Source organism: Fusibacter ferrireducens (assembly GCF_015352425.1).
GTDB classification, from domain to species: domain Bacteria; phylum Bacillota; class Clostridia; order Peptostreptococcales; family Acidaminobacteraceae; genus Fusibacter_A; species Fusibacter_A ferrireducens.
Genome location: NZ_JADKNH010000001.1, coordinates 20,026 through 37,514, shown reverse-complemented (window position 1 = coordinate 37,514; position 17,489 = coordinate 20,026). Strand labels below are relative to the sequence as shown.

The 17,489-nt window shown below is 33.9% G+C and carries 25 protein-coding genes and 1 pseudogene; all 26 read right to left on the bottom strand.

Going from position 1 to position 17,489, the window contains the following annotated elements; all coding sequences use genetic code 11:
- Window positions 1–12: 12 nt before the first annotated feature.
- Window positions 13–495, bottom strand: coding sequence for a hypothetical protein (locus ISU02_RS00270; protein WP_194699776.1), 483 nt, complete (start codon window positions 493–495; stop codon window positions 13–15).
- A 95-nt stretch (window positions 496–590) separates the two neighbouring features.
- Entirely contained in the window at window positions 591–773 is a 183-nt protein-coding gene (locus ISU02_RS00265; RefSeq protein WP_194699775.1) for a hypothetical protein, read from the bottom strand.
- A gap of 129 nt (window positions 774–902) precedes the next feature.
- Window positions 903–1,394: a pyridoxamine 5'-phosphate oxidase family protein gene (locus ISU02_RS00260; RefSeq protein ID WP_194699774.1), complete on the bottom strand. Its 492-nt coding sequence runs from the start codon at window positions 1,392–1,394 to the stop codon at window positions 903–905.
- Between the two features lie 88 nt (window positions 1,395–1,482).
- Window positions 1,483–2,058: a DJ-1/PfpI family protein gene (locus tag ISU02_RS00255; RefSeq protein ID WP_194699773.1), complete on the bottom strand. Its 576-nt coding sequence runs from the start codon at window positions 2,056–2,058 to the stop codon at window positions 1,483–1,485.
- Window positions 2,059–2,252: 194 nt separating this feature from the next.
- Complete coding sequence (locus ISU02_RS00250) at window positions 2,253–2,519, bottom strand: DUF4177 domain-containing protein (RefSeq protein ID WP_194699772.1); 267 nt, start codon at window positions 2,517–2,519, stop codon at window positions 2,253–2,255.
- Between the two features lie 209 nt (window positions 2,520–2,728).
- A complete protein-coding gene (locus ISU02_RS00245; protein ID WP_194699771.1) occupies window positions 2,729–3,178 on the bottom strand; it encodes a hypothetical protein in 450 nt (149 codons plus the stop codon).
- Window positions 3,179–3,210: 32 nt separating this feature from the next.
- Window positions 3,211–3,786 (bottom strand): hypothetical protein, encoded by a 576-nt coding sequence (locus ISU02_RS00240; RefSeq protein WP_194699770.1) that lies wholly within the window; start codon window positions 3,784–3,786, stop codon window positions 3,211–3,213.
- Between the two features lie 650 nt (window positions 3,787–4,436).
- Window positions 4,437–5,189 carry a class I SAM-dependent methyltransferase gene (locus ISU02_RS00235; RefSeq protein ID WP_194699769.1) on the bottom strand — a complete coding sequence of 251 codons (753 nt, stop codon included), beginning with the start codon at window positions 5,187–5,189 and terminating at the stop codon, window positions 4,437–4,439.
- 264 nt (window positions 5,190–5,453) lie between these two features.
- Window positions 5,454–6,374: an alpha/beta hydrolase gene (locus ISU02_RS00230; RefSeq protein ID WP_194699768.1), complete on the bottom strand. Its 921-nt coding sequence runs from the start codon at window positions 6,372–6,374 to the stop codon at window positions 5,454–5,456.
- A 3-nt stretch (window positions 6,375–6,377) separates the two neighbouring features.
- Entirely contained in the window at window positions 6,378–7,004 is a 627-nt protein-coding gene (locus ISU02_RS00225) for a TetR/AcrR family transcriptional regulator (RefSeq protein ID WP_194699767.1), read from the bottom strand.
- A 288-nt stretch (window positions 7,005–7,292) separates the two neighbouring features.
- The gene (locus ISU02_RS00220; RefSeq protein WP_194699766.1) at window positions 7,293–7,922 is read right to left on the bottom strand and encodes an HD domain-containing protein; all 630 of its coding nucleotides are present in this window, start codon (window positions 7,920–7,922) and stop codon (window positions 7,293–7,295) included.
- A gap of 5 nt (window positions 7,923–7,927) precedes the next feature.
- Window positions 7,928–8,179, bottom strand: coding sequence for a DUF3784 domain-containing protein (locus tag ISU02_RS00215; RefSeq protein ID WP_228727690.1), 252 nt, complete (start codon window positions 8,177–8,179; stop codon window positions 7,928–7,930).
- A 342-nt stretch (window positions 8,180–8,521) separates the two neighbouring features.
- Window positions 8,522–8,821 carry a hypothetical protein gene (locus ISU02_RS00210; protein WP_194699765.1) on the bottom strand — a complete coding sequence of 100 codons (300 nt, stop codon included), beginning with the start codon at window positions 8,819–8,821 and terminating at the stop codon, window positions 8,522–8,524.
- Between the two features lie 469 nt (window positions 8,822–9,290).
- Complete coding sequence (locus ISU02_RS00205; protein WP_194699764.1) at window positions 9,291–9,479, bottom strand: DUF2281 domain-containing protein; 189 nt, start codon at window positions 9,477–9,479, stop codon at window positions 9,291–9,293.
- Between the two features lie 69 nt (window positions 9,480–9,548).
- A complete protein-coding gene (locus tag ISU02_RS00200; RefSeq protein ID WP_194699763.1) occupies window positions 9,549–10,460 on the bottom strand; it encodes a TPR end-of-group domain-containing protein in 912 nt (303 codons plus the stop codon).
- 207 nt (window positions 10,461–10,667) lie between these two features.
- Window positions 10,668–11,210, bottom strand: coding sequence for an AAA family ATPase (locus tag ISU02_RS00195; RefSeq protein ID WP_194699762.1), 543 nt, complete (start codon window positions 11,208–11,210; stop codon window positions 10,668–10,670).
- 189 nt (window positions 11,211–11,399) lie between these two features.
- Window positions 11,400–12,380 carry a phosphotransferase enzyme family protein gene (locus ISU02_RS00190; protein ID WP_194699761.1) on the bottom strand — a complete coding sequence of 327 codons (981 nt, stop codon included), beginning with the start codon at window positions 12,378–12,380 and terminating at the stop codon, window positions 11,400–11,402.
- 297 nt (window positions 12,381–12,677) lie between these two features.
- A complete protein-coding gene (locus tag ISU02_RS00185) occupies window positions 12,678–13,166 on the bottom strand; it encodes a GNAT family N-acetyltransferase (RefSeq protein ID WP_194699760.1) in 489 nt (162 codons plus the stop codon).
- A gap of 35 nt (window positions 13,167–13,201) precedes the next feature.
- Complete coding sequence (locus tag ISU02_RS00180) at window positions 13,202–13,498, bottom strand: type II toxin-antitoxin system RelE/ParE family toxin (RefSeq protein WP_267459409.1); 297 nt, start codon at window positions 13,496–13,498, stop codon at window positions 13,202–13,204.
- A 19-nt stretch (window positions 13,499–13,517) separates the two neighbouring features.
- A complete protein-coding gene (locus tag ISU02_RS00175) occupies window positions 13,518–13,655 on the bottom strand; it encodes a hypothetical protein (RefSeq protein ID WP_194699758.1) in 138 nt (45 codons plus the stop codon).
- Between the two features lie 261 nt (window positions 13,656–13,916).
- Window positions 13,917–14,234 carry a hypothetical protein gene (locus ISU02_RS00170; protein ID WP_194699757.1) on the bottom strand — a complete coding sequence of 106 codons (318 nt, stop codon included), beginning with the start codon at window positions 14,232–14,234 and terminating at the stop codon, window positions 13,917–13,919.
- Window positions 14,235–14,486: 252 nt separating this feature from the next.
- Entirely contained in the window at window positions 14,487–15,335 is an 849-nt protein-coding gene (locus ISU02_RS00165; RefSeq protein WP_194699756.1) for a nitroreductase family protein, read from the bottom strand.
- A 181-nt stretch (window positions 15,336–15,516) separates the two neighbouring features.
- Window positions 15,517–16,065, bottom strand: coding sequence for a GNAT family N-acetyltransferase (locus ISU02_RS00160; RefSeq protein ID WP_194699755.1), 549 nt, complete (start codon window positions 16,063–16,065; stop codon window positions 15,517–15,519).
- A gap of 215 nt (window positions 16,066–16,280) precedes the next feature.
- Window positions 16,281–16,490 (bottom strand): hypothetical protein, encoded by a 210-nt coding sequence (locus tag ISU02_RS00155; protein WP_207736130.1) that lies wholly within the window; start codon window positions 16,488–16,490, stop codon window positions 16,281–16,283.
- A gap of 10 nt (window positions 16,491–16,500) precedes the next feature.
- Window positions 16,501–16,776, bottom strand: a pseudogene (locus ISU02_RS24425) (Fic family protein); the annotation flags it as partial.
- 252 nt (window positions 16,777–17,028) lie between these two features.
- Entirely contained in the window at window positions 17,029–17,301 is a 273-nt protein-coding gene (locus ISU02_RS00145; protein ID WP_194699753.1) for a Fic/DOC family N-terminal domain-containing protein, read from the bottom strand.
- Window positions 17,302–17,489 lie beyond the last annotated feature (188 nt).

The window sequence follows — 17,489 nt, the reverse complement described above, 5'->3', positions numbered from 1 at the left end:
TCATCAAAAGAATTAATCCATTTCAAAATGGATCTCCTGTATCATTGGAACGATAGAGGCATCCGGTTCACTTGCATAATAGACCCAGTAGCCACCATGAATAAATTGATAGGTTTTCCATACAACATAATGTAAAGCCGATTCCTCTTTCAAATCAATTATTCTTACAGGTACGAGGATGCTGCCGTTCTCATCAATCTTCAAAGTCAAACCTTTAAATCCATAATCAAAACTGAAAACTTCATGGAACTTGCTTTCATCCATAATGGTTCCGGTCTTTGTTCTAATGATGGAATCAAATCTAGCCATCCAATCAGCATCTTCAAATATGTATGTTGTCACTTCAAAACCATCAATCTCTTGAACATAGAGCTCGTGAGGCTCAAGGGGAATATTTGAAAAATCATATGTCGATTGAATGATCATCTTGTATGTGGTTACACGCATGAGTGCACTGATTAAAAATGCCCCTATAAAAATCTTTTTCCAATTCACAATTAACCTCTCTGATCAGCAGTCTTATCCATAATCTAATTTCACAAGTTACGCTGCTTAAAAGAAAAAAACAAATCATTTAAGCTCTAGATCATTTAAGACATGATACCATTTATAAATAAAAACATTGTAACGCCCACTAAAATTGAACCGGCTAAAATATCACTTGTCAGTTTCGAATCCATCGCCACCTCTTTACCGTGGATAATTTTATGGATCGTCTTCATTGTATAAAAATACAAAATCATTGCGGAGATTATAAATCCTAATAAGAACATATGTCCATTGCCTCCTAATTGGGATGAATCGCCAAAGTGTTCAGCTTATATCAATTCGTGATACTCACAGCGATCATCCCCAAGATAGTCACTTCTGCTAGACCCTATTTTTATGCCTTTCAGGGTGAGTTAAAAAATCCCTCCATTGGTCATAGTGGTCTTGTTTATAAAATCTAAGTGATATAATTTTTCCCAATGGTTCACATTCAAAGTACCCTTTGTCAAATGAATTGCTAAAATACAGCAGTTTTCATCTTGTTCATTATTGGCCATATCATACCATTCTGCAAAAGAAGTTCTAAGCTTATTTCTAATCTCAGCATTTTGAGGGCTGAGAACCCATCCTAAATTTTCACCAATCCCACTTGCCGTAAACATCTCCATACACCCAGAAACTGAAACCTCTGGATTCTCTGATATTTGAAGCATTTTATTGGATTTTCCATGTGTGACTACATAAAATACACCCTCTTCATAGTATGCATCAACGCTTCTCACAACAGGACGGGGTTTCCCATCAGAACTGTTTTCCCTAGCAATGGTGCCCAATGAAATAATATTATCTTTTCCATTGCCAAATGTTTCATCGACCAATTTAATACCTTCTTCATACATTGTCATAAAATTTGCCTCCACATCATTCATTTTAGAATAAAAAATATTGTTTCCATATAAAATATTGGTGTTTTTATAAGCTGTTTTAACCCTCTTATTGTTTCATAAACGCTAAAAAGGCTTCTTTATCACTTTCGCTTTCAAATGCACCTAACCCATTACAAATTTCAGCAGTAAAATCAATAAATGAATTACCCAGGCTCGTAATTACATTCTGATCTCTTACAACAGGCTTTTCAATATAGTTATTCCGAGGAAATACATCTGCTGGTCCAAATACAGCTCTGTGTTCATCCGTCCACTCGACAATTGGTGTTGTATATCGCACATTTTCAAGTACTCCCGCTTTTGCTAATAAAAAAGTGCCTGCGCCACAAATACCTCCGAGTAGTTTCTCTTCTTTATGAAGCAAACCTATCAAATCTTTTAATTCTGGTCTTAAATCTCCATACCAACCACCGCAAAGGATTAATCCTTCACATTTGATGTTTTGCTCATCTGATACCAATCTATGAGGCCTGTAAATCGCGCCTGACCTTCCTATGATTTCTTTGTCTTCGTATGCAATCGTTATCGCCTTGAAATTTTCACTCGTATTAATCATATGCATCGTAAACGTTATCTCATAATCGGTCATATTGTCAAAAATAAAAAAAAGAACTTCCTTCATAGATCTTCTCCTCCCTATGGGTGATGACTGTAATTTCAAAATAGCAATTCCCATGATGTTGGGAATCACTATCTTAAGGTGATAAAATCAAATGAAAATATAAAAATACCATATGAGATAAATATTATTTTCACGGCTGAATATCGAGAGCATTTCCTAGCGCCAATATCTCGTATTGAAATTTACCAATATGATTAGAGCACTTTTTCAAAGATCATTGTAGCTTGAATTTTATCGCCACCTAAAAACCCTTTTGAACCCGAAGAAACAGTTGTAATTGTATGAAGTCTGTAACCTTTGGCTGCTTGCTCGTTGATTGTTGCCTGTAGATTGGTAAGACTTGATACACCTGAACCGGTTCCAATGAACTTCTCAGTGAGTACCACTTGAAGCACTAAATACATGTCCCCCTTGTCACCACTTGCTTTTAACTTACCTGAATCAAATCCAAAGCCTCCCATTATAATGCCTCCTTTTTTAATTTATGTACAAAATTCAGTTCAAATGCAATCGTTTTTAACTTTTCAACATCACATCTTACTCTGAGTTTGTATCCACATAATATGTAAGGGTTTTATGAAAAATCAACATATATCTAACCCTATTCAGGCCCGTGCCTCCTCTTTGAGCCCATATACTCAGGTGATTTTATAGACAATCTTGGCGTCATTTAATTCGAGGAAAGTTTGAGTTCTGACAACTCTGCTTGTAGAGCTTTTATATCCACGTCCTTTGCGACAAAAAATTGTGTGCCTTCTTGTGCATTATTGGTCATATTGTTATAATTCGCAATGATCGTATTGTCGAAAATAAGAAAAGAGTACACTGCTGCCTCACAACTCAGCGTGACGCCGTAATAGTCTTCTTCACTTTCTGAAAGTGCCCAAATTTCATCTACCTCGCTTATAGATGCACTTTTATAACTGAAGTTCGTCACCACTTTAATAAACTGAGTCCATTTCTCATCGATTTCAAAAGTATGCGCTTGATCAAATGTATTTACAGTTAACGCTTTTATCTCGTCTAATGCAATATCAAATGGCAGAGTATCCTTACTCGTACCTGAAGAACAAGCTGTTAAAACAATTGCTGCAATCAATAATATCATTACCTTTTTCATATATGTCCCTCCAAAATTCAAATATTTTATGTTTACTGTTCACATCTTAGAACAAATACTAAAGACCAGCCCATTTTCTTTGCCGCATCATAAGTGTCCCCAAACGCTTCAAATTTATCATGGAATCTATGAAAGCCCCATAAGACAACATCTTCCGTTTCAGCAAATTCTACATCACTTGGATAATCACTTTCGACTCTTCCGTTTAACGCATTGGGTTCTACCTCTATATTAAAATCCATCGAAGTATATCCCCCCTCCTGATACATGCCAAGAATCACTTTATATAACTCGGGATTGCTTTCATCCACTTCTATTGAAATGCCCTTATACTGTGACAATTCTATCCCCATAGCTTCTGTCATGCTATTGACCAGCACCCCATCTTCCCATATTTCTACATCCAGTTCATATGTATTCTTACCAGTATACTTAATGTCTAAGAATTCGGAAGATAAAACATCCAAATGAACGGCTGAGGCTGGATTGTCAGAGCCCATAATTTCTCGGCTGCTCACAAGTATCTTATCGTCATAATTGGACTTAGCAGCTGAACACGATGTCAGCATTAGAGTAAAAATTATTAAATACATCAACTTCTTTATCATTAAAATCTCCTTTATAAATAAGAATTTATTCATTTATTTAAAATTTACACGATTAGCCACGTTGCTCCTTTTTAAAAGCCCAAGCATTCATCTATTACAAGCACTTTCATTTGGCCCCTTTTATGTTGTCCTCTAATCATTGAAATATAATTGCAGACTCTTTCATTTTGATTACAAGCCATACACGAATTGCTAATGTTTTATCATAAACAGTCTTGCCCATTTCTAAAAGCAAATCGGTTATACCTAATATTTTTAGAGTCTGAGAGTTGCCAACACCAATTGAATGAAAAGTGACGTGCACCCTTGCATGTGCGAACTATGACATCAAATGATTTCACCCCTTTATTCTATTTTTGTATGAAGACAATAAAAGCTGTCCAGTATAACGTTTCCAAATATGTAAAGATACTTCTTTGATTATAACATATATTGAAAAAATAATATACACAGTCCTTTATTTCATACACTTAAAAAAACACATATACAGTTCCTCTTAAAAAGCGCTAGTGGAAGAGTACAAGTGTTTTTATAAAGTGCTTTTTTTTAGCAGAATGTAAATCATTTAGAATGAGCATTTGCATTAATAAAACCAGAAAAAGAGTTCTGAGGCCATTGGAATGTCATGTTTTTGCTACAACTTATATTTGCTACAATTTATAAAAAACACAGTTCATAAACATGCTTTTGTCTGAAAACGGTGAAAACGAGTAATCTCCATATATTTCTTGCAATAAAAATCCTGTTGCTTTGGCCATCTCTGTGATTTCCTCATTCGATACGATTGCAAATCGAATATCCATAGCTCGTTTTTCAATCAATTTATGATCTTTTCCATATATCTCGTAAAATTGCATCCCAGTGATGAGTTCATCACCGATTGAATAATGATTATAGTAAGTTACCATGAGGTTTCGGTGATCTCCAATATCGAATTTACCAAGACATTTCAAGTTGCCGTCTGCGATCTTTTTCCGGTATTCTGGATTATAAAGCGTGCAGAAAAAAACACCGCCTGGCTCAAGGTGATTATATATATTTTGGAAAGCACGTTGACGTTTCTCTTTATCTGTAATTTCAGAAATTGAGTTAAAGGGAATCATCACAAGATCAAATTGCTTTTGAAGATTTAATTCGCAGATGTCCTGACAAAAAATTTCTGTGTTAAAGCCCTTAGGCAACTTTGATCGAAATACATCCAACATACCCTCTGAGTAGTCAACACATGTAAGGTTATAGCCAGCCATTATAAGCGGTAGTGAAATTCTACCAGTTCCGCACATGAGCTCGAGAATGCTCTCGTAGCCTTCGCAGAATTTTTTATAAAAAGAAATATCAAAATCCACATTCACATAGCTATCATATAAATCTGAAACCAAATCAAAATCTATTGTTTTTTCCATAGTAGCGCTCCCTAACAGTGATCTTATGTGTTATATTTTACCATATAGCATAATAGGGTTCCAGAAGAATCGAATACTGATGATCCGATTTTATGTCCACCTGTCAGTTTATTATTTTCTTACTATGTTAGATATAGGGGGAATCGTTATCTCCATTAATGACATATGGGTACTTTTTAGATTTTACTACCCATGTTCTGAATCTCTGCTGGCATCTCACAATTCACGGACTCTTCTGCCTTTCTCATGAAATACAGGTGAATGCTATTCTAAACTGTGTCGCACAAAATCACAAATAGACTCATGAGCACTTTGGGCTTCCGGAAAAAGTGGCGATAAAATTGGAAAGGCATGAACCATGCCCTGCCATTCCTTTAACGTTACATCAACACCACTTGCTTCTGCTTTCTTTGCAAAGTTCAAAGTATCATCAAAATGGATTTCATGGGTACCTATCGTTAAATATATTGGAGGCAAACCCACTAAGTCCCCATATAAGGGTGAAAGCAACGGGTCCTTTATATCGTGCTCATTTACATAATAATTGGTCCATACACGCCATGAATTCATCGGCGCAATGTCTTTTTTGGCATTAATTATAAATGAATTTGCAGAGCAACTTAAATCAGTAACTGGAGAAATTGATATTGCAGATTTTGGTAATTCTAAATGCATTGATTTTAATGCAAGTAATGTAGATAAGGTTAAAGTACCACCCGCTGATTCACCCATGATTACTATGTTTTTTGAATTGTACCCTTGGTCTAATAACCATTTGTACGCACTCACTGAATCGTCAAGTGCCGCAGGATGAGGATGTTCTGGAGCTAAGCGATAATCAAATATCAATGCTTTAACATTACTCCCTTTGGCAAATCTCGTCACATGCATTCTATGGCTACTACAAGAGCCCGATATAAAGCCGCCGCCATGAATATATAGAATAGCTTTATCTGATTTAGAATGCTTGGGTATAATCCATTCACCATTCATACCATGGATGCTTGCAGCTTCAATTTGCACATCTTGTAATGGCTTTTCCATACGCTTCGTTGCACTTTCTATTCCTTCTCTAAATTTCTCAACAGAAAAATCTTCTGTTATTTCATCTGGCTTCAATTTCAATTTGAATAAATGTCTATGCTGTAATAGCCAAATTACTACTCTACTCCTCATACTTTGCATAAATCAAACCACCTTTGCTACACAACTTGCCCCATTTAAAAATAAATTTATACTACTCTCTATAGAACCGTTTTGATCAAAACCATCTGGATTCGAATAAAATGTTTTTACGAGTTCAATAAACACAAACAAAACAAACTCAGAAATCGTTTCAGCAGGCATATCTGTTCTGACCTCCCCCGATTCCTGACCCAATTTTATGATCATGGCTATAGGGGTTCCAATGCCACTTTCACTTTCCTTGTCTTTTTCAAAACGCACCATTTCCTTCATCTGAAATATTAAATACTTCTCAAACATTTCTTTATGTCTCTTTACACCTTTTAGTAATATATCAAATAGATACTCCAGCCGCTCTCTTGTAGACTTTAAATTTTCAATATCTTTGATTCTACTATGATTTTCTTTTGTAAAAGTTTGCTTAATATATTCACTTAATATTTCTTCTTTGCACGAATAATAATTGTATAATGTTCCCTTTGCAATATCAGCTACACTTGCAATTTGCTCCATTGTCGTTTCATCGAACCCTTGGCTTTCTATTAGATCAATCGTCACACTTAATATTAACTCCTGAGTTCGTAATTTCTTTTTTTCTGTTCTGGTTAATTGTATTTTTGGATGCGTCATGTTAACCTCCTGAAATATACGAAGCATATTTTTAGACACCGTATAATTATATTACTCTTCAATCCAACTTTTGTCAACAACATTTGAGGCCTCTCCCCGATGCCTCAAAGCGATTTTCGCTGACAATTTTCCCGACTGATGCCTCGGAAAAATCTTTTGGATCAAATCTTGTTGTTTTAACAAAAAAGGTAGCGATTGCTCGCTACCGGAATTTGCTTATATGTTTATTTAATCACTGCTATATTGGATAAAAGATGTGCCAAGTATAAGTAACTACCGAAAATCGGTTTAAGGGGTAATTGACGTGTCAAACGGGCATTGCATAATTTCTTCTTTAAAATAATTATATGCATCATCCGTCCATTCGTGATAACATGCCAATTCGTCTCTTTGTTTATGCACCGATTCTAAATAATAAAAAATGGCTTCGTCTAATGAGTGCTCATATCTATTTTTCATTTCCTGTATTAGATCAATGTGTTCTTTTTCTTTCCAGCTCAATTTGTCTGATAAAAAAACAATTTTGTCTATAATGCTCGGGTTCTTTTTTAACGTCGTATGACATTCAATAGATTCTAGAATATCAAGATCCTCTATTTTGAAGACTTGATGTGCAATAATTCTTGATGCAAATTGATGTAATATCCCTAAGTAATTTAATTCATTAGAAGATACTATTTTCCCATTTCGTGTACAAAAATTGACAATATCATTTTTGGCGACTACTCTGCCTAAATCATGTAGTAATGCTGCTGTTACACATTTCGCTCTAATATCATCTTCTAAATTTTTTATCATGTCGACTTGCTGTACAACATCAAGTGTGTGGTCATAAACCGAACTCATATCAAATTTTTCATAATATGATTTAATATTTTCCATAAGACTATTATTTTCAAATTTATAATCTGTATACATTTTAATTACTCCAATTCAATGCTTTGTGGAATGCCTGTTAAGGGTAATCGATAACCAAAGCTGTGTCTTTTCACCCATAGGGCAGATTGTCGATAGTGCGGTTTTTTATTCATCTCATTGCGTTCTTTTTTAGATGCATAGAGGTAAGCATTGTTAAACAAAAATCCTTTTTCTTTATATTGCATGTAGCTAATAATGAATGCGGTGATTGACATACATAGTAAAATAACTAAAACTATCGTTTCTAAGATTTCCATATAAAACTCCTTATTCAGAATATGCTATGATTCAGAATATGCTATGATTCATGATTTTGCCAATGGATTCTTGCGACTAACGTTCCTGCAATTTCCGTTGTCCCACTCTTTTAAGGCTCCCCTAGCAAACAGTAAAATTCATCCTATTCCTTCTAATTCAGCCAACGCCTTTTCATTTTACGCCGATAGAAATACCTGGCAATATTCAATATGAAGCTCTCGCAGTTCGTGATTGGGCCCTGTTCACCCTCACACTCTATTACTTAACCACGCACTATGAATCTCCGCAACACAACTCAGAGGAATGCAGATATTCGTCGTGTTAGCCGATGGGTTTAGGTGCTAGCTTTCTAAGTATTCTATTTCTTTATTTAACAATTGTGCATATTCTATTTCACGCCTTGTACTTTCTCCAATATACCCATTCTCATTTATCACAAATATGCCATCGCTCATTTTAATCTTATCTCTATGCAACTCACCCAAAATCTCATACTGCTCGCTATCCAACTCTAGTACATCATCTTTATCAAAGAAGCAAACTGATAAAACAATTCTCCCTTCAAGAGTAAGCTTCTTTTCTATATTTTCGAATGATTCCTTAAATCTTGTCGAACCACAAAGTGTTGTTATTTTTCTCATAATATCATATCTCCAAAGTTATATTGAGTATCACAATTTTTTTAAATCAGAATAACGAGCTGCTTGCCCAAAACTTTCCTATGACGTTTCCGTGATTGCTGAAGTCACTTCTTTTCTTTTAGAAAAGCAGTGCTGCACTTGCATCGCAAGGCTTGCGATATTAGAATGATTTTGGTAATCGGCGTGTTAGGCGATGCATTTTTCGTTTGAAATTAACTTTGGTTTTTTCTCTATTTATGTTCTGCTTATCAAAAGAAAAACCCTTGCGGGTTAATTGCTTATTACCTCTTCCAATCTCTTGCTTATTTCTGAAACTTTTAATTGGAACAAGATGCTATATTTCTATACAATACTATCTTCGATTCAACTATTATAAATATCATTAGATAGAACTAAGGCCGTTCTTCTTTTAGTTGCTGTCGAATCTGAAAATGGAAACGGAGTTGCTTCTAATATTATAGTCCCTTGTTTATATATTATTCCACACCTCATCGTTTATTTGATTTTCCCAAAATGACATACTTGACTGGCTTGCATCTTGCAAATCCTGATAATTTTCTTTCAATTTTTTTGATTTTATATAATCAAGAACTTCGGGTAGCTCTTTCTCTGATAATTCATCAATCAACTTATGGATATAATCTTTGGCGGTATTCATTCCATTTGCCTCTTTCTATTAAATATTATACTATAATTTAAACTCAATGTCTTATCCAAAACCCATTGGCTACATCTTATTCTGTGATACAAAACCGCTCACATATTTATACAAGTCACGTGAGTATTCATGCCCAACTTCATCCTCAATCACTTCTTGAAACTCATAACCAACTTCTTCAGCTAGGGCATTAAATTGCTGATATAATGGATAACAATCTTCATCTTGATTGCCGCATATCAACAAACACTTAATTTTTTTCTCTTTTAGTGTTTCTACAATAAGTCTTCCTTGACTTTCTATTATTGGAATCCATGGCGAATTAAGTATTATACCTTTGATTTTAATATCTGTTTCGATTATAAAGTGTAATATTGCATTACATCCTGCTGAAAACCCTGAAAGTATTGTATTTTGAAACATATCTGACACTTTCGTTAAATTTTGCTCCAACTGTTCCACTGCAGATCCATCTTCATCCCAACGATATAGATTATATGAATCCAGTTCTTTAGATTGTAAATACTCAATCTGATACTTATCTAGTTTTACATTTGACCAATACGACTGGCTTATTACATTATTTTGTTGATTCCCATGAAGCACTACCAACAAGTTTTCTTCTAACACAGAGTCTAATGTAAACTTTGTGCATGCTGTTTTAAGTTCATTGTTATATCGTTCTTCTGATACTCCAACGCATACTTTAAATCTTTCATTATCTACTATCGATTCTAAATCTTCATCTTCAAAAACCTCTGGTCTATACCAAATCCCCTTATCTAATATAGCTTCTTCTAGCCATTCTAGTGCTTCCTCTTCGTTATGAGATGTTGCTGCTAGACAGTATAAAAAATTATAAACCTGACTTGAAATTTCATTCAATTTACTCAAATTCGATTTAAGAAAATTATATGCATCAATTGTTCCACTTCCGTTTATCAAACCTAATGTTTCGTCTAAAATCTTATCTTCAATCATCACTATCCTCATCTCTCTTTTCAATTAGTTTTTGATTTCATCTAACGTTCCCGCGGTTACCGAAGTCATTCCTTCTGACCCTTAGGGCAAAAGTGGTGCTGGCCTTGCCGCGCAAGGGCTGTGACATCAGATGAAATGTAGTAAACTGACGTGTTAGGTGATGGAAACTACGGAAGCTGCCAATCACTTCCCTTTAAACAATCCACTTCACAAATCAATGGTTTCTCTAACTATTTTAATCTTATCTTCTAATTCAATGTTTTCTTCAATTCTTAGTACTTTACAATTTAAATTCTTAAGCCATTTATAATGTGAACTTTTGCTTCTTATATCTAAATCTCCATCATCATATTTTGAAGCCCAATCCATAAATTCTCCGTGAGCCACATACATGACATTACCTTCTTCAATCTTTTTACCATATCTCATCTTTTCTCTTTCTAATAATCGTTTCATTCTAATTTCTTTAGGAATTCTCAAATAAATAACTAAATCAAAATAAGGGATAAATATGTCTCCCCATCCACATAATGACCCAGTTAAAATCCATCTATCACTATTTTTAATATCTTTACTTATCAAATCGATTCGCTCTTCAACCGGCCTTTTGGTAGTATATGGTGGATCTGTTTTAATCCAAAAATAATCATCTGTATCAAAATGGCTATAATCTATCTCTTTACTGAGTTCTTCTCCCAGTGTTGTAGTCCCAGATCCTGATGCTCCTAAAATATGTATTCTTTTTATCATTTACTTCACCCCCTGCTCCATGACCATAATCGTTGTTCTATAAATCACAGTAGTTTCTGTCGCCTAACGAGAGGCGAGTTCACGACGTTACCTGTTTTCCTTTAAGAAAACTTGACGCTGGGCTTGCGCAACCGCAAGCACTGTGACAATTAGGCAATTTTCCGTGAACTCGAAGTTATAGGAAGTCTTTTAAGACTCCAATTTTACTATATAGTTGTTCATTCTTGCATTTAGTCTTTCCCTAATATTATTCATCCACTTTGGTTCATTATCCCATTTTTCTTCTAAAGAATCCTTCATTCTAAAATAAGAGTATATTTCAGCAAATGACTTAAATATTTCTCTATTCTTTTGGAAGATTTCCAAGTTACCATTTTCAATCTCATAACCTTTTAGAAAGTTAGATAAAATTATATCTTGAATCGCTTCATCTACCTCTGATTCAATACTGTTAATTGCTCGTTCAATGTCTTGACCATAAAAGCCATACATACAATCATCAAAGTCTATCGCGAAAAGATTTTGCGTCTTTGAATCATGAATGATGTTGTCCACTTCGTAGTCATAATGGATCAAGCCAAAAGTTTCATATGCTTTCTCTATCTTTTCAAATCCCACTCTAATTCGATTCAGCTCATTCATAAGAGTAGTCAATTGGACAGTTTCCTTTGAGATTTTTAATTCGATTAGGTCAAAAATATCATACACACTTTTTCGATTTACACTAGACTGAATTTTCCTTTTCGAAATTTCATGAAATACCCCTAGTGACCTACCATATTGATAAGCAATCTCTTCTGTCATTTTTATGTTTTCAAGTGTATTTTTTCCGACACTCTCGAATACTACAGCATGATATTTGCCCCATGGTGTTTCCTTGGTTTCAATAGCATTGCCTTGCTTACTCTTAACTACTTTAGGAACATTAAATCCGTTCTCAAGCAAAATTTTCATAACTTCTAATTCTTGTTTGATATCTGAAAGGTTTTTCTCAGATACTGGCGTAAACCTTAAAATACGAACACTTCCCTGATCTTTAAATGGATAAATAGCATTTGAAGATATTCTAAAATACTTGAACATATCCAAAGATTCATCATCAAAATTCCAGTTCTTTAAAAGCATTAAAGCCAACTCATTGTTGTCAAACAAATATTTTAGTTTTAGCATTTAGCATCTCTCCTCTAAGTCGGATGTAGGGAGAGCTTAATTAGTACCGCCCTCCAGTTGACTGTTGGTATTATATTTTATTGCCTGACGTTTCATGTCAATCACTCCTTTCAAATATATATATTAAAAGATTTCGTATAACGATCCCGCGATTACCAAAGTCACTCCTTTTGACCCTTAGGGCAAAAGTGGCGCATGTCCTTGCCCCGAATGGGCTGTGACATCAGAGTGATTTAGGTAACCGTCGTGTTAGGTGAAGTACCCAATGGAATATATCATTAAATGGCCGTTGTTCTTTCATTCACGTGATATCGTCATTGTATATGAATTCCACTTCGAATCTTTTTCATTTTCGTTCAATTGACTAATTGTAAAACCTGCCTTCTCATAACATTTTATAGCTCCCACATTGAATGTATACACTCTTAATTCTAGATGTGATAAACCCAGTTCATTAAACGAATACTCAACTAGATTTTTTAACGCTTTTTGTCCAATTCCTTGTCCTATAAAATCATCACTTAGTATATATCTGCATACTTTACCATAGCCGGTTACTTCATTAATATCAGTTATTTCTATACTACCTGTCATTATGTCTTTGTTTAGTATCTTGAATATAGTCGTATTTTTTTCATTTAATCGATTAGTGATTTGTTCTACTGTTAGTGGATATGAATATGTGCTAGGTCCAGCCCATTGGGTCAAATAATCTTCATCTTTTAATGAGTTCCACTTGACGATATAAGTACAATCTTCAATTTCAATTGGCTTGATCAAAATCATAATATCTCCTCCGATAATACTTTACTTCTCAATACTTATGTGGCGTAAAATATGCCTTTGTGAACGCTTTCTCCATATTTAACTTTTCTTTTTTCAGCTTCTTTATAACTTTCTTCATCTGTTCTTAACGAGACAACAATGATGTTCATGATTTCTTTTTTGTGCACTATTGTATAGACTACTCTTATTCCAATTCCTCTATACTTTATTTTGAAAAATTCTGTTAACTCTGTTTCATTTTGATTGCCTAACGGCTTCCCATAACCACCTTTATTCTGTGGCTCTAGCTCTTCACGGGTTTCCATCAAATTATTATATTCTTCAACTGACAAAACAACTGCTTGTGGTCTATTATTTTTTAACGACAATGTACGGATCTTTATTTTTTTCAACATCTTGAATGACTTTTGAAGCCTTTCCTCGGCCTAAGTCAAATACTGAAATTATATGATCCAGTGCACTTCTCAAATCTAAGTTTTTTGCAATCATGATACTCACTGCTCTTACTTAAAGCATATCATATCTGCATGAATATTTGCATGTATTTTTTATGTGTTTAAAGTGGCGAAAGCTATGTCAATTCGCTCTTTCCACTAACGTTCCCACAGTTTGCGATCGTGCTCCATACATCATTCACAAATATACAAGTTTCTAATCACAGTTCCTCTGAAACCCTTAATAAGCCTTTTTCTGAGCATGTCGCTAACCGTCATGTTAGATGAAGTTATTTGAATCAAACGTATAATAAATCTATTCATCAATATCTTCTAAATAACGCACTGATTTTCCTGTAGTTTTTGCATACTCAATTTCAGATTTTGTACTGCTGCCAATATAACCATCTTTATTAATAACAAATATTTCGTTTGCCATATCAATTTTACATTTATGCATATCATCAAGCATCTCTTTAGTTCCATTTTTCCAAACATCATTATCTCCAGAATGACCAAATAGGCCTACAGAAATAACAATATTCCCTTGTAACGTCAAATCTTTTTGAACTTCTATAAATTCATCTTTAAATCTTGTGCTGCCACAAAGTGTAATTACATTATATTTGTTCATTCTTAATCCTCTCGATAGACTCATAATTCTGATAAGATGTTAATTAAATTATAATCTCTTCATACAAACAATTAAAACTCATACCTAAATGATTCGAATAATTTCTTATAACGTTTCCGCGGTTTGCGACATGCTCTGCCAACATACGCACTATTGCGTGAACATCCGAACCAATATCTTTCTCTGACCATTTATAACACTTCAGCATGAGCAAGTTGCTAACCGTCATATTGTATGATGCTTTTAAAGCTGTTACCACTTGTCTATATGTATTTTCTCTTTATCATACCTATTAGCAATTACTCTTTCTTCTTCCGAATATCCAATTGCTACTATACCAATTGGAAAAATATTTGATGGCAGCTCAAAAATATTCCTTATATCTTTTACAACTTTGGACATAGGATAGACTCCACACCAAACTGCCGATAAGTTCATACCATGAGCGGCTAGTAATATATTTTGAATCGAAGCTGAACCATCTTCAATTACAAAGCCCTTTTGCTTCTGTATATCAGTATTTCCACAAACGACTATGGCACAATTAGCTTCTTGAACCATTTTACCTCTTGGAAGAGCATTAGATATTTCTTCTAGAATCAATGTTTCTCTTACAAGAATAAACTCTATAGGTTTTTTATTCTCTGCTGTTGGTGCATATAATCCTGCCTTAAGTAATAACTCAACCTTGTCATTCTCAATTTTTTCTTTGTTAAATTTCCTAATACTTCTTCTTGTAAATATTGCTTCTAGAATATCTAGATTTTCAGATTTCTCTTTTTTAATTCTTACTTTTTTATACATTTCAATGATCATCGAATCATCATCCAACACTTTATCATCTGATTCTGGACTCTCTAATAAAACGTCAACTATTCCATCAACACTTATTCCCAACTTACTTATCATATCTTTATTTAATGTCATTATGTAATTCCCATTGCCCCGAGATAACAGTGATTTTGTATAAGTAACTTCATTTATAGTTACTCGAAGTTCCATCTTCCCTTTTATACTAAATTCCTTCGATGGATCAAATGGGATTTCTATATAAGTTAGCCTATCTGATTTAGTTACCGTTGCTTGAAATTTTTTTTTCATATTAAGCTCCTTGTTGGTACTGATTTCAGTGCTTTGAAAATATCGTATAACGTTCCCGCAGTTTTCAACCTCTCTTCCTTTTAACGCCTCAGCGGAAAAAGTGGCGCTGACCTTGCCTCGCAAGGAGTGTGACATCGGAAGGAATGTAGGAAACTGACGTGTTAGGCGTAGTTAATAAATCTTATTCGAATTTATATTTCATAATAAAAGCTACATCCTTCTCATTTTCTTTTTCGCTATACCTTGAAAACTCAACGCCATCTATATTGAATCCTAATTTCTGATAAAACTTAATTGCACCATAATTCTCATTTTGAACTTCTAATACTAATACTCGATACTTAGTATTACCGATTTCTAGAGCTTTATTTATGAGCTTACTGCCGACTCCTGTTCCCTTATATGTATCAGCAACCATTATATAATCAATCCATAAACTCTTATTCCAAGACATTTCACTAAGCAGAATATATCCGACTAACTCATCTGAATCATAAGCGCCGAATGACATACCTTTTGATATGATCTCGTTATAGTAATTTAAAGTAGAATCATCAAGAGGCCATACTTTTATATATTCTTTCTCCAATTCTACTTCGGATATTGAGCAATCGAAGTAAATGTCACTTTTGTTACGTTCAACTTGTAGGACTCTATGTGTTCTAAATCCATTTAGTCCAAACTTATCGATATCACAAACTGTTATTCTCTCTAACTTGCGGATTTCCATTATTTCACCTCATCTTTTAAATGTCTATACCGATTTATTAATTACGTCTAGCGTTCCCGCAGTTTCCGACATCCCTTCCTTTTAACGCCTCAGCGGAAAAAGTGGCGCTAACCTTGCCTCGCAAGGAGTGTGACTTCAGAACGATTTCCGGTAAGTGACGTGTTATCGGAAGTTCGAAATTATTTTGAAATAATCTCGTATGTATTTTTTGAAATCTATTTCATTTGTTTATTATTCTTTTTAAATTTCATTAATTTTAAAAGTATCATCATTGCAAATGCAATACTTAATGAATAAATAACTGCATTTTGATTTTTTAGAATTGTAAATATAATTCCGCTAACAATAAAACTGGAAATTATAATTAAAAAATCTAATTTAGTTGTAGCAGCACTATACTGTAAAAACTCTTTAATTTTCATCATTTTACCTCTCTTAGACTTTTATTTTTGAATATAATATCCAATTTTCCCAGTTCCCATTTTTGTAAATATCATTTAATAATTTATAGTATTCATTTTTTGTTGCCAAAATGTACTTACTTAAGTGGAGAATTGGTGAATCTAATAAGCCCTTCATTACAAGATACAATTCATTTATGATTCTTCCTGTCCGACCGTTTCCATCATAAAATGGATGAATGCTCCCAAACTGATAATGAAGAATCGCCATTTTGATTAATGGATCACTCTCATCATCTTCATTAATATATTGCTCTAAGTTCCATAGTAGTTCTCAAATTTTAGCTTCTGAAGCTGGTGGTATATATATAATTTCACCTGTTATATCATTTACCAATTTTATTCCTGGCTGTTTTCTGATACCAGCATTATTTTTTTCAATGACTCCCTGAATATCAACGATCATATTGGTTGTCAATATTTCATTTTCTTTTATTAATTCAATTCCTTTCCGGAGTGCTTCTTTATAATTTAAGACCTCTTTAGCAGGTCCAATTAAATGCTATTTTTTCATCATTGCTATGAATAGTGCGTCATGTGTTGTCACAATATTTTCTATTTCTGAACTTTCTTTTGATTCATTTAAGGTTATTGCATTTATCAATATATTTTTATTAGGTACAATCTCAGAATATCCTTTCAATTCTGCTATTCTTCGATTTGCTTTCGATACTTCTCTCATAATTTCTTTTGTTTCGACATCAATAATTGCCCCTTTATATTGAAGTGGGAATTTTTCTAATGTATTGGACTTTTTAAGCTCCATTCTATTCATAGATAATTTTTTGTTTTTTTTACTTGCATCTTAATTGTATGGGTAATCATTACCTATATCAATGATATATGAGTATTTTTTTGATTTTTCTACCTATGTTTTGAATGTCTGCTAACGTTCCCGCAGTTTCCGACGTTCCTTCCTTTTAACACCTTAGCGAGTAGTTTGCTCAGCCCTATAAGGGCATG

Excerpts from the sequence above, each read along its gene's own strand:
- ISU02_RS00260 (WP_194699774.1), bottom strand. The coding sequence starts at position 1,394 with ATGACAATGTATGAAGAAGGTATTAAATTGGTCGATGAAACATTTGGC.
- ISU02_RS00190 (WP_194699761.1), bottom strand. The coding sequence starts at position 12,380 with ATGCTAAAACTAAAATATTTGTTTGACAACAATGAGTTGGCTTTAATG.
- ISU02_RS00160 (WP_194699755.1), bottom strand. The coding sequence starts at position 16,065 with ATGGAAATCCGCAAGTTAGAGAGAATAACAGTTTGTGATATCGATAAG.
- ISU02_RS00195 (WP_194699762.1), bottom strand. The coding sequence starts at position 11,210 with ATGATAAAAAGAATACATATTTTAGGAGCATCAGGATCTGGGACTACA.
- ISU02_RS00240 (WP_194699770.1), bottom strand. The coding sequence starts at position 3,786 with ATGATAAAGAAGTTGATGTATTTAATAATTTTTACTCTAATGCTGACA.
- ISU02_RS00245 (WP_194699771.1), bottom strand. The coding sequence starts at position 3,178 with ATGAAAAAGGTAATGATATTATTGATTGCAGCAATTGTTTTAACAGCT.
- ISU02_RS00165 (WP_194699756.1), bottom strand. The coding sequence starts at position 15,335 with ATGAAAAAAAAATTTCAAGCAACGGTAACTAAATCAGATAGGCTAACT.
- ISU02_RS00175 (WP_194699758.1), bottom strand. The coding sequence starts at position 13,655 with ATGATTGCAAAAAACTTAGATTTGAGAAGTGCACTGGATCATATAATT.
- ISU02_RS00265 (WP_194699775.1), bottom strand. The coding sequence starts at position 773 with ATGTTCTTATTAGGATTTATAATCTCCGCAATGATTTTGTATTTTTAT.
- ISU02_RS00170 (WP_194699757.1), bottom strand. The coding sequence starts at position 14,234 with ATGAACAAATATAATGTAATTACACTTTGTGGCAGCACAAGATTTAAA.
- ISU02_RS00215 (WP_228727690.1), bottom strand. The coding sequence starts at position 8,179 with ATGGAAATCTTAGAAACGATAGTTTTAGTTATTTTACTATGTATGTCA.
- ISU02_RS00255 (WP_194699773.1), bottom strand. The coding sequence starts at position 2,058 with ATGAAGGAAGTTCTTTTTTTTATTTTTGACAATATGACCGATTATGAG.
- ISU02_RS00210 (WP_194699765.1), bottom strand. The coding sequence starts at position 8,821 with ATGAGAAAAATAACAACACTTTGTGGTTCGACAAGATTTAAGGAATCA.
- ISU02_RS00200 (WP_194699763.1), bottom strand. The coding sequence starts at position 10,460 with ATGATTGAAGATAAGATTTTAGACGAAACATTAGGTTTGATAAACGGA.
- ISU02_RS00145 (WP_194699753.1), bottom strand. The coding sequence starts at position 17,301 with ATGAATAGAATGGAGCTTAAAAAGTCCAATACATTAGAAAAATTCCCA.
- ISU02_RS00235 (WP_194699769.1), bottom strand. The coding sequence starts at position 5,189 with ATGGAAAAAACAATAGATTTTGATTTGGTTTCAGATTTATATGATAGC.
- ISU02_RS00205 (WP_194699764.1), bottom strand. The coding sequence starts at position 9,479 with ATGAATACCGCCAAAGATTATATCCATAAGTTGATTGATGAATTATCA.
- ISU02_RS00220 (WP_194699766.1), bottom strand. The coding sequence starts at position 7,922 with ATGTATACAGATTATAAATTTGAAAATAATAGTCTTATGGAAAATATT.
- ISU02_RS00225 (WP_194699767.1), bottom strand. The coding sequence starts at position 7,004 with ATGACGCATCCAAAAATACAATTAACCAGAACAGAAAAAAAGAAATTA.
- ISU02_RS00230 (WP_194699768.1), bottom strand. The coding sequence starts at position 6,374 with ATGCAAAGTATGAGGAGTAGAGTAGTAATTTGGCTATTACAGCATAGA.
- ISU02_RS00250 (WP_194699772.1), bottom strand. The coding sequence starts at position 2,519 with ATGGGAGGCTTTGGATTTGATTCAGGTAAGTTAAAAGCAAGTGGTGAC.
- ISU02_RS00185 (WP_194699760.1), bottom strand. The coding sequence starts at position 13,166 with ATGATTTTGATCAAGCCAATTGAAATTGAAGATTGTACTTATATCGTC.
- ISU02_RS00155 (WP_207736130.1), bottom strand. The coding sequence starts at position 16,490 with ATGATGAAAATTAAAGAGTTTTTACAGTATAGTGCTGCTACAACTAAA.